The sequence below is a fragment of the Shewanella olleyana genome (assembly GCF_023283825.1).
GTDB lineage: Bacteria > Pseudomonadota > Gammaproteobacteria > Enterobacterales > Shewanellaceae > Shewanella > Shewanella olleyana.
Genome location: NZ_JAKILD010000001.1, coordinates 109,531 through 121,511, shown reverse-complemented (window position 1 = coordinate 121,511; position 11,981 = coordinate 109,531). Strand labels below are relative to the sequence as shown.

Below are 11,981 nucleotides of genomic sequence, written 5' to 3'. Positions count from 1 at the left end.
TTAAAGCTGTTCCCAGTAACTTTTATCCAAACGTTCAAACGCCATTTTTAATATAAGTGCCATATCTAAATAACACGCTTTAGCCCCTAGAGGTTGGCAGGTTATGCCCATGGAACTCATTTTAGTGGTGAGCTGATTAGTCCAATCAAATAGAGTTATTGGTAAAGGGTGTTTAGCGCGTATACCCAGCCATAGTAAACCCTGAATAGGCAAGCTGATAAAGAATAGTAGTATCGCAATAGCCTGAGGTAAAAACGCCCAGCCATTGACATACACTTGACTAATTGCTGCCAAGATTGCGAAAAACGGCATAAACAAAATGCCTAAATGGGTTGCCCTAACAACGCGGTATTCAGGGAAATAAAACCCAAGTTGTCGAACCATAGGCCAAGCTTTCATATAACGCCGACCATCACCTATGATTTTGAAGACTTTTACGCTCAACGTTACGCCCTATAAGATTTGAAGTATATATGCACCATAGCACACAGCGATAATTAGCCCCAAATTTACGGTAAATTTATCGGTTGTTTAGTAATTAATTAACTATGATTGATAGTTGAAATAACACATTTCACGTCAATTTAAATTTTGCTCGATCAGACTAAAAGGTCTCAACATGTCAGAAAAACTCGTACTAGTACTCAACTGCGGTAGCTCTTCTTTAAAATTCGCTGTAATTGATGCTGTTTCAGGTGATGATCACATATCAGGACTTGCTGAATGCTTCGGTTTAGAAGATTCACGCATCAAATGGAAAGTTAACGGCGCAAAAAATGAAGCCAAATTAGGCGCATTTACCGCTCACCGTGAAGCTGTTGAATACATAGTTAACAATATTCTTGCTGACCAGCCAGAATTAGCGGCGCAAATCCAAGCAATTGGTCATCGTATTGTTCATGGTGGTGAGAAATACTCTCGCTCAGTGATCATTAATGAAGACGTGATCAGTGGTATTGAAGATTGTGCTTCACTAGCGCCACTTCATAACCCAGCGCATTTAATTGGTATTCGTGCGGCCATAGCATCATTCCCTTCTCTGCCACAGGTTGCTGTTTTTGATACAGCATTCCACCAAACAATGCCTGAGCATGCTTACATATACGCCTTACCTTACAAGCTATACCGCGAGCACGGTATCCGTCGCTACGGAATGCACGGTACAAGTCACTTATTTGTAAGCCGTGAAGCAGCAAAAGTGTTGAACCAAGAAGTCGCTGATACAAACGTTATTGTGGCTCATTTAGGTAATGGCGCGTCTGTCACTGCGGTTAAAGGTGGTAAGAGTGTTGACACTTCAATGGGCTTAACACCACTTGAAGGTTTGGTTATGGGTACTCGCTGTGGCGACATGGACCCTTCAATCATCTACCACTTAGTTAATCAACTTGGTTACACCATTGATGAGGTAAATAACCTACTCAATAAGCAAAGCGGATTATTAGGTATTTCTGAATTAACCAATGACTGCCGTGGTATTGAAGACGGTTATAAAGATGGCCATAAAGGCGCGACATTAGCATTAGAAATCTTCTGCTACCGTTTGGCAAAATATATCGCCTCTTACACTGTACCGTTAGGGCGTTTAGACGCCGTGGTATTCACTGGCGGTATCGGCGAGAACTCTGACATCATCCGCGCAAAAGTACTCGAAATGCTAGCTATCTTTAACTTCAATGTTAATGAAGAGAAAAACCTAGCGGCACGTTTTGGTAAAGACGGCGTGATCACCGAAGAAGGCAGCACTGTGGCGATGGTTATCCCAACGAATGAAGAGTGGGTTATCGCTGAAGATGCAATTAAGTTAATCAAAGCTTAATCACCATTGCCCATATATAAAGCCTGCACAGCGGGCTTTATTTACGCTATTTATAGAGGTCTTTATGTCTCGTAATATTATGTTAATCCCAATTGGAACCGGTGTAGGTTTAACCTCATTGAGTCTTGGGATGGTACGCGCACTTGAACGCAAAGGCGTTAAAGTACAATTCTTTAAACCTATTGCACAAATTCGCAATGGCGATAACGGCCCTGAACGTTCAACGACAATTTTAAGTCATTCGCCGACGGTTAATCCGCTTGAACCATTTTCAATGGAACATGCTGAAAACTTGATTCGTTCTGAGCAAATTGACGTGCTAATGGAGCAAATTATTGCTCGTGCTAGCGAATGTGCAGCTAACACTGAAACCATCGTTATTGAAGGTTTAGTGCCTACTCGTAATCACCCTTTCTCTGACGACATCAACTTTGAAATAGCTAAAGCACTTGATGCTGATGTGATTTTCATTGCAACGCCAGGTAACGATACTCCTAACGGTTTAATGAACCGCTTAGAAATTGCTTACAACTCTTGGGGTGGTCATAAGAACAAACGTCTTATTGGTTCAATCATCAATAAGATTGGCGCACCTGTTGACGATGAAGGTCGTGCTCGCCCTGATTTATCAGAAGTATTTGATCATGCTGAAGCATCGACCAACGATACCTCTGCGATGTTCCAACTTCCAGGCAAAAGCCCGCTGCGTATTTTAGGTAGTGTGCCTTATAACCTAGATTTAGTATCACCTCGCGCATCTGATTTAGCTAAGCACTTAAACGCTAAAATCATTAATGCCGGTGAAATGCACACTCGTCGTTTACGTAAAGTGACTTTCTGTGCTCGCAGTATTCCCAATATGGTCACTCATATTCGCACTAACTCTCTGCTAGTGACTTCTGGCGATCGCTCAGACGTGATTGTTTCAGCCTGTCTTGCTGCAATGAACGGTGTAAAAATTGGTGCCTTGTTACTAACAGGTGGTTACGAGCCTGAGCCTGAAATCATGGCTTTATGTGAACGTGCTTTTGAAACAGGCTTACCTGTATTCTTAATCGACAGTAACACTTGGCAAACCTCGTTAAATATCCAACGTTTTGACCATGAAGTTCCTGTTGATGATTCAGTTCGTATTGATAGCGTTCAAGAGTATGTAGCGAGTCATATCGACCAAAGCTGGATTGAAAGCGTGACCCAAAACTCACCTCGTGAGCATCGTTTATCGCCACCAGCATTCAGATACAAACTGACTGAGCTTGCTCGCGCAGCGAAGAAAACCATTGTATTACCTGAAGGTGAAGAGCCAAGAACCATTAAAGCGGCTTCTATTTGTGCTGACCGTGGTATCGCTCGTTGTGTGCTACTGGGTAACGTTGAAGAAATCCAACGTATCGCAGCATCACAAGATGTTATCTTAGGTGAAGGCGTTCAAATTATTGACCCACTGCAAGCGCGTGGTCGATATGTTGAAGGCATGCTAGATTTACGTCGTCATAAAGGCTTAACTGAAGTCGTTGCAAAAGAGCAGCTCGAAGACAACATGGTATTAGGTACCATGATGCTTGCCCAAGACGAAGTCGACGGCATTGTATCTGGCGCTGTAAACACCACAGCAAATACGATTCGTCCTCCGCTACAGTTAATTAAAACGGCTCCGGGTTCAAGCTTAGTCTCTTCAATCTTCTTTATGTTGATGCCTGATCAAGTACTGGTATATGGAGATTGTGCAATTAACCCAGATCCTAACCCTGATCAACTTGCTGATATCGCGATTCAATCAGCTGAATCAGCTGCTGCATTTGGTATTGAGCCACGTGTTGCGATGATCAGTTACTCTACGGGTACTTCTGGTACAGGTTCTGATGTTGATAAAGTACGTGAAGCAACACGTATTGCTAAAGAGAAACGTCCTGACTTAGTTATTGATGGTCCTTTGCAGTATGATGCTGCGGTTATGGAAAACGTAGCTCGCTCTAAAGCACCAGACAGCCCTGTAGCGGGTAAAGCGACTGTATTTGTATTCCCTGATTTAAATACAGGTAATACTACATACAAAGCTGTTCAACGAAGTGCAGATCTCATCAGTATTGGTCCAATGCTGCAAGGTATGCGTAAGCCAGTAAATGATTTATCACGCGGCGCGTTAGTCGATGATATCGTTTACACGATTGCATTAACAGCAATTCAAGCAGCTCAAAATGAACAGTCTTAATTAAGCTTATTTTCCTGAAGTTTAGGAAATTAAAAAGCACTTTCACCTACAGGTGAAAGTGCTTTTTTTATGTTTATCGTTTGGCATAACTAAATAAATAGCTAAATAGATGACAAAATAAATAATCCAATCTAACACTCAATTTATACACGACATATCAAAGCTGGTTGAAGTCATTCGACAAAAAGTCATTCCCACAAACTAAGACTAAGATCACCTTATTAAACTGTGTTAATAATCGATTTTAAGAAAGTAGTTTTGAGTGAATTGCAAGGGATAAACACAAGAAAAAAGCAGAAACATTGAGATAAAAATAGAAATTTACACAAGACAAATGTGGGGTGTCACTTTTTAACCAGCACTATTAATCATTAAATATCATCAACTTATAAATAAGGCCAATAGTATTCAACAAAGTTGTCCACAGAATTTGTGGATAACCCAAAGTTATCCACCAAACTTTAGGAGCAAGCTCGGAATATTAAATAACACTACTAATAAACTAATTGTAGACTCTATATTAAGATATGCCACGAGTCCGATTTCTAGTCAAGATCTTTATACAAAAACTGCAAATAACACTACTAAACTTGTGTCTATGCAATGAAATAGAGATACTGCCCTATCACCATAAAAAATCTAACTATTATGCATAAAATTTTTGCCATCTTTAGTGTGTTACTTATGACTGCTTGTAGCCCAGCGGAAGAAAGTCAGCAAGGCCGACTAGAAAAAGCGTTAAGTCCTGAACAAGTTTCCATAGGCTTTTTTAAGGCCATCTATGTCGATCGTGATGTAGAGCAAGCCAAGGTATTCGTGAGCCCTGAATTGCAAGATATTATGTCCCATTACCATATTGCCTCTGCTGTGCAGCGTCATGTGTTGGGCTTATCGATGACCGACGTTAATATGAGTATTGATGATATCGATATTGATTTCTTTCGTAAGTTTACCGATGAGGTTGATGTAAAGGTCAAGGTTGAAGGATTACGAGGCGGTAGTCCTTGGGTTGACGATCGCACGATTAAACTGGTTAAAAATGGTAAACGTTGGACGATTGTTGAAGTGTTAACTGAGAAAGGCCGTATTGACCTATAAGATTATTCACCCTTCAACTGTAATTCAATTTAAGGCGCTTAAGGGTATTAGTCAGCTAAGCATATTGGTCACCTAGACAAACTGGTCTAGCTTTGCAGTTATCGAGGCTTCATCTCACTGTAAAAAGTACCTATACCATTATAGCCCCGAATTTCAAGCATAAAAAAAGCAGCTAAGGCTGCTTTTTTTATGCTTGAGAAAGAGCTAATAGTATTAGTTCAATCTACTTATTCTTCTTCAGTAGGTAGTGACTCTAGAACGTCATCTTTTACTTGATAATAAGCATTTTCGTATTCATGAACTTCCATAGTAACTCCTATCAACCTAAGGTCGTTTTGCAGGGGGTAAGGAATGTCTATTATATAGGGGGTGACATTTTCCTTTACAGAGAAGCAGTAGCCATCATTACTTCTTGGTTGAGATTATACCAAGCAAATAGTTTCAATCCCACCAATAATTACAAAAAACTTTCAGAAATGTATGTGATATTTGTAAATAACTCGTTTTATAGTGCTTTTTAGCAGGGTAAAACTGAAAGTCTTACAGGATAGATCACGAATGCAGCATATTTATGTCACATTCAAGCATCTCACCAAACAATCTACTTACAATAAGTCAATTTGTTTAAGATAATAAAAAGCGAGTGATATCGTCATAGATATCACTCGCTATAATTTTATTAGTCTATTTTATTTAGCCAATTCCTTAGTAAAAAGACCGAGATGAACAATTACACTTGATTTATATGCATCACAATCCGCTTTTCAGAGATGGGATATGCCGTACCTAACACTTGAGCAAAACAAGAAACGCGATACTCTTCTATCATCCAGCGCGCTTCAACTAATGACTCTGGAATAGGCTGCATCTTGGGAACCTTAGCGAGTTGAGAAGCAAGTAAGTCGCTCACTTTAGCAATGCTTTGCATATGCAATCTGTCGCGGGTTGGATCAACAGGTAATTTATCTAAACGGTTTTCAATCGCTTTCAAATAACGACCCACATCAGCTAATCGGTTCCAACCACAATGCTCAACAAAACCTTTAAACACCAATTTATCAAGTTGGTTATTGATATCACTCATTGCAAAGGCGATATCTAAACTGATTTTACCTTTTAAACGCTTTTTAATACGTTGATAAATCGTCAACACTTGCTCTACTTGCAAAGAGATTTGTTCAGCATAAGTATTAAGCTCTTGTCTTAGCCAATCTTTAGCTTGCTCAAATTGCGCTTCATTGCGGACATCTAACTTTTTCTCATCCAGCAATTGCTGAACAGAGGCCGAAATAATGTCATCAATTAACAGCTGTACTTGCCCAAATGGATTAAAGTACATCGCAAGCTTAGCTTTATTTGGCAGCGCTTTTTGTAAGTGCTTCACCGGAGATGGGATATTAATCAGTAATAATCGACGTAAACCAATACGATGTTGGCGCTCGGCTTCAAACTCATCATCAAACAACTTAATCGATACTTGGTCCTTTTCATCAATTAATGCTGGATACGCTTTAACTTCGTAATTGCCTTTACGCTTTTGGTATTGCTTAGGTAAATCGCCAAATGACCAAGTGGTGATTTCTTTTTTCTCAATACCATCTTCTGCCACGTTACGAATAGCTTTAGCCACCACGCCTTGTAACTTATCTTTAAGGGTATCTAAATCTCGCCCTTGATCCACAAGACGATGTTTATCATCTTCAATTTTAAAGTTAATCGCTAAGTGAGCGCTTAACTGAGTTAAATCGAAATCATCACCGCTGATACGAGTACCTGTCATACGAAGTAACTGCTTACACATTGCATCAAGCAGCGGCATTGAAAATGGCTCCATCGCTTGTACACAAGCGCGAGCATAATCAGGGGCTGGCACAAAATTACGGCGTAAGTTTTTTGGTAATGACTTAATTAACGCCACTACTTTTTCTTCTCTAAGCCCTGGCACTAACCAATCAAAATCTTCAGTATCTATTTGGTTAATCAAAGCCACTGGAATGTGTATAGATACACCGTCATCAACAGCTGCTGGCTCAAAGTGATAACTCACTTGCAGCCCTAAATTAGCCTTATGCCATACTTCAGGGAAATCTAGCGCTGAGATATGATCAGCACTGCGCTGCATTAACAGCTCTTGATTGAAGTCCAATAACTCAGGCTGTTGTTTACGCGCTTCTTTCCACCATTTGAAAAACAGTGGCGCGTTATAGATACCTTGCGGTACTAGCGGCTCGTAAAAATCAACTAAGACTTGTTCGTCCACTAAAATATCGCGGCGACGTGACTTATGCTCTAACGATTCAATGTCATTCAGCAGTTGCTGGTTTTTAATAAAGAAAGGTTCTTTAGTTTGTAACTGCCCTTCTGCCAATGCACTGCGAATAAAGATTTCACGTGATTCAACTGGATCTATTGGCCCGTATTGCACACGGCGGCGATTTACCACAGTCAATCCATACAGCACTTGGTTTTCAAATGCGATAACACTGGCAGGTTTAGCTTCAAAATGCGGCTCTAAATGATTCTTTTTAATCAAATGCGCCGCTAATGGCTCTAACCATTCAGGTTGTATTTTGGCGCAGCAACGTGCAAACAAACGCGAGGTTTCTGTCAGCTCCGCCGCCATAATCCATTTAGGGCCCTTCTTGGCCAATGGTGAGCCAGGAAACACAAAGAATTTACGGTTTCGTGCGCCTAAGTACTCGTTATTTGCATCTTTAAAACCAATATGGCTTAACAGACCAGCCAACAAGGCTTTGTGTAAATTGTCGTAGCTTGCTGGTGAATCATTTAAACGCCACTTTAAGTCGTGCACAGCTTGCTTAATTTGAGTATATAAATCCTGCCATTCTCGTACCCGTAAATAGGCTAAATATTCTTCACGGCATTGTTTTCTGAACTGGCTAGCTGATAGCTCGCTTTTCTGATCTTTTAAGTAATTCCAAAGATTAACCCAACTGACAAAGTCCGAATCTTTATCGGCATAACGGCGATGACATTCGTCAGCAGCTTGTTTCTTTTCAATTGGTCTTTCACGAGGATCTTGAATAGATAAGCCAGAGGCTATCACCATCACTTCGTGTAAACAGCTCATGTCTTTTGCTTCAAGCACCATACGGGCTAGGCGCGGATCTAACGGAATTTTGGCTAAGTTTCGGCCTAGGTTTGTTAGGACTAAGTCTTTGCGTTTTTGTTTAACCGCTTGTAGCTCTTCAAGCAACAAAAAACCATCACGGATATGTTTTTGCTCTGGCGGCTGAATAAACGGGAAACCAGCAATATCGCCTAAACCAATGGCCAACATCTGCAAAATAACAGAGGCTAAATTAGTACGTAGAATTTCAGGGTCGGTAAACTCTGGACGCTGAATAAAGTCAGTTTCGTCATATAAACGAATACAAATACCTGCAGCAACACGACCACAACGACCCTGACGCTGATTTGCACTGGCTTGTGAAATAGGCTCAATCGGTAAACGTTGTACTTTGGTACGATAACTATAACGACTGATACGCGCGGTACCAGGGTCAATAACATAACGAATACCAGGCACAGTTAGTGAGGTTTCAGCAACATTGGTTGCCAGCACGATTCTGCGGCCAATATGGCTTTTAAACACCTTTGACTGCTCGCCATATGATAGACGCGCATACAAAGGCAAAATTTCAGTATCACGATACTTCTGCTTTCGTAGCATTTCAGCGGTATCACGAATTTCACGCTCACCATTCATGAAAATCAATATGTCGCCAGGGCCTTCAGCCATTAGCTCGTCAACAGCGGAGAAAATCCCATCACTGACATCTAAGTCAGCATCGGTATCACGCACCAGCGGGCGGTAGCGAGTTTCAACAGGGAAAGTACGACCGGAAACTTCGATAACAGGCGCATTGTTAAAGTGTTTTGAAAAGCGCTCAACATCAATGGTTGCTGAGGTAATAATCACTTTTAAATCAGGGCGTTTTTTAAGAACTTGTTTAAGGTAACCTAAAATAAAGTCGATGTTTAAGCTACGTTCATGGGCTTCATCGATAATAATGGCATCGTACTGATTTAAGAATTTATCAGAAGTCAGCTCTGCCAGTAAAATACCGTCGGTCATTAGCTTAATGTAACTGTCTTGACTGATAGAATCTGCAAAACGGACTTTAAAGCCCACAACTTCGCCCAATGGAGTATTTAACTCATCAGCAACACGGCTTGCCACGCTTCGTGCAGCAAGTCGTCTAGGTTGGGTATGGCCGATTAAACCACGTGTGCCAAGACCTAGCTCTAAGCAAATTTTTGGTAATTGGGTGGTTTTACCTGAGCCTGTTTCACCCGCCACAATCACCACTTGATTAGTCGCAATCGCAGAGGCAATATCGTTGCGCTTTTGCGATACAGGCAATGAATCAGGATAGGTAACTTGAGGAATATTATTCAGTCTGTATTGCGCTTTATCGTAAGCTTGAGTCGCTTGCTCGGTTAACTTGGCTAAGACTTGATCTTTCTTTTCAGACTGAGGCTCTTTATTTAACTGATACAAACGTCGACGGATTCTAGCCGCATCGGTTTGGTAACAAGAGTTTAGGTATGCTTTAGAGAGCGGGTGTTGGTCCGAATTCAAATCTAATTCCTAGCAAGTATTTCAAAAACTGCGATCCTAGCAAGGAACTAGACTGAATGGTATTAGTTTGAAGTAAACAAAGGCGTAAACTTAAGCTTATGTTTAAACCCAAAAACTTAAGCTGGGGTTAAATAGCACTGCTGCATATAGATATTCATCGCTTTTAGCACATCGGTACGATTAATCGTGCCAATAACTTTAGTCCCTTGTACCACAGGATAAATTTTCGGTTTTGCCCCGAGCATTTGTTCAGCTAACTGTAAAATACTGCCATCGGGCGTTGCTGTCAGTACATCAGTCTTCATACAATCTTTAACGGTTTCAGTCATATCACAGTGATAACTACTTTTGAGCATCACTGACAAACAATCTTGTTGAGATAAAAAACCCACCAGCGAGCCGTCATTATCGACCACTGCTGCCCCAGCTTTGCTCTTAGTTAATAGATGCTCAACCGCTGTTGCCAGTGACATATTGGCTTTTAATAACACTGGTTGGCGATCCATATATTCAGATATTTTAATTGAATCCATAATTTACCCCTTAAGAACTTCATCTACGCTAGGGTCTGCTGAACTTTACTGGTTAAGTTTTGTTCGAAATAAAAGCGTTTTAATTGAGGCGGATGGATTGATGCCTAGTCATCTAAGCAAGATTCATCCAACAAAGAGTAAAACGCTTTTAGTCGACCCCTTTGGGCTGCGTTTGTTGGCCATTTTTACTGCGTTATCGACTTTTTATGTAGAATAACTACACCACAAAGTCTCTGCCTTGTATAAATGGCCAACAATTCACTGCAAAAATAGCCTTGAAAGATCAACAGACCCTAATAAGTATTATTTTTAGTCTTCTTATTCAGTGTAGTCAAAATCCTAATAAAGCGATGATTGAATTAATAGATTGTGATATTCGCTTTGTTGATTCTTAGCCAATAATTTGCCTCATTATCCCGACAGATATTTGATTCAATAAAAAAGCATCAGAAAACTGATGCTTTAACATATACTTAAGTGCTAGCTGATTAAGTTCTATCAGTTAGCTCAAACAAGCGTTACTTATCTCGCCAAATCATGACTTGTGCAGGTTCACCACTTTTACGTGTAGCGCGGTACATGCCTTCTGTATTAAATGGTGTGGCAATATTGCCTCTGTGATCTATCGCAATAACCCCACCAGTGCCACCAGCGGTAATTAGACGTTGGTTAATGACTTCATCAGCGGCTTGAATAATTGATTTCTGTTGATATTTCACTTTAGCGCAAATATCGCCAGCAACTTGATAACGAATAAAGTATTCACCATGACCTGTTGCAGATACTGCACACACGCCATTTTCAGCATAGGTTCCTGCGCCAATAACGGGAGCATCACCAATACGACCATAACGCTTATTAGTCATACCTCCTGTCGAGGTACCTGCGCTGATATTACCTTTTTTATCAAGCGCAACAGCCCCTACTGTGCCCACTTTATATTCTGTATCTAATTGTTGGTGCGCTGCTTGATAATCTGCACTATTTTTAGCGTCAGCCATTTTAGCTTTGGCGCGTTGCAGTCCTTCATAACGTTTTTGAGTGTTAAAGGTTTCATTGGCAACCAATGGCACACCTTGAGTCAACGCAAACTCTTCAGCGCCTTGTCCGTAAAGCATCACATGAACTGACTCATCCATAACAAGTCGTGCTAAATCAATCGGGTTTTTAATGTGCTTAACGCCTGCAACAGCACCAGCATTCATGGTATTACCATCCATGATTGATGCATCCATTTCATGCTCTTCATTGTGAGTGTAAACCGCGCCTTTACCGGCATTAAAGTAAGGTGAATTTTCAAGTACATTGATTGCAGTTGTCACTGCTTTTAAGCTAGAACCGCCTTTTTCAAGCACGACATAACCAGCATCTACCGCTTCTTTTAACTTAGCGCGATACGCTTTTTCTTGTTCAGGGGTAAAGCTGGACGGTTTGATTGTGCCAGCACCACCATGTATGGCGATAGCAAATGGTTTGTCGTTATTGGCAAAAGACAAACCTGAGAATAGAGTCATTGAAACAGCAAAAGCGAGCGATATTGTTTTCATTTTAAGCAAGTCCTTGATCGGTTTGTATCTTTGTAACCATTTCAGGCGGTAATTTCAATCATAACCTTGCCTGTTTACACGATTCTGGCGACAATAGGTTATAAGTAATTGGCCGTTGATAAGCATTCATTCATTGTTATCCAAATCGTTTAAATTTTGCCTTATA

The 11,981-nt window shown here is 40.7% G+C and carries 7 protein-coding genes; 3 read left to right on the top strand and 4 right to left on the bottom strand.

What is annotated here, in order from left to right; translation table 11 throughout:
• On the bottom strand, positions 1 to 444 hold the full coding sequence (gene yfbV / locus L2735_RS00515; RefSeq protein ID WP_248982855.1) for a terminus macrodomain insulation protein YfbV: 444 nt from the start codon (positions 442 to 444) through the stop codon (positions 1 to 3).
• 175 nt (positions 445 to 619) lie between these two features.
• On the opposite strand from yfbV, the gene ackA reads away from it, so the two are divergent.
• The 3 genes from ackA (at position 620) to L2735_RS00500 (ending at position 5,129) form a co-directional block, all read left to right on the top strand.
• Positions 620 to 1,819 (top strand): acetate kinase, encoded by a 1,200-nt coding sequence (gene ackA / locus L2735_RS00510; protein ID WP_248982854.1) that lies wholly within the window; start codon positions 620 to 622, stop codon positions 1,817 to 1,819.
• A gap of 64 nt (positions 1,820 to 1,883) precedes the next feature.
• Positions 1,884 to 4,031 (top strand): phosphate acetyltransferase, encoded by a 2,148-nt coding sequence (gene pta, locus L2735_RS00505; protein WP_248982853.1) that lies wholly within the window; start codon positions 1,884 to 1,886, stop codon positions 4,029 to 4,031.
• Between the two features lie 648 nt (positions 4,032 to 4,679).
• Positions 4,680 to 5,129, top strand: coding sequence for a hypothetical protein (locus tag L2735_RS00500; RefSeq protein ID WP_428848277.1), 450 nt, complete (start codon positions 4,680 to 4,682; stop codon positions 5,127 to 5,129).
• A gap of 730 nt (positions 5,130 to 5,859) precedes the next feature.
• Here L2735_RS00500 and hrpA read toward each other — a convergent pair.
• The 3 genes from hrpA to L2735_RS00480 all read right to left on the bottom strand — a co-directional run bounded on the left by hrpA (position 5,860) and on the right by L2735_RS00480 (position 11,782).
• Positions 5,860 to 9,735, bottom strand: a complete 3,876-nt coding sequence (gene hrpA, locus L2735_RS00495) for an ATP-dependent RNA helicase HrpA (RefSeq protein ID WP_248982851.1) — start codon at positions 9,733 to 9,735, stop codon at positions 5,860 to 5,862.
• A gap of 116 nt (positions 9,736 to 9,851) precedes the next feature.
• Entirely contained in the window at positions 9,852 to 10,268 is a 417-nt protein-coding gene (locus L2735_RS00490; RefSeq protein WP_248982850.1) for a CBS domain-containing protein, read from the bottom strand.
• Positions 10,269 to 10,786: 518 nt separating this feature from the next.
• Positions 10,787 to 11,782 carry an isoaspartyl peptidase/L-asparaginase family protein gene (locus L2735_RS00480; protein WP_248983027.1) on the bottom strand — a complete coding sequence of 332 codons (996 nt, stop codon included), beginning with the start codon at positions 11,780 to 11,782 and terminating at the stop codon, positions 10,787 to 10,789.
• Between the last annotated feature and the right edge of the window lie 199 nt (positions 11,783 to 11,981).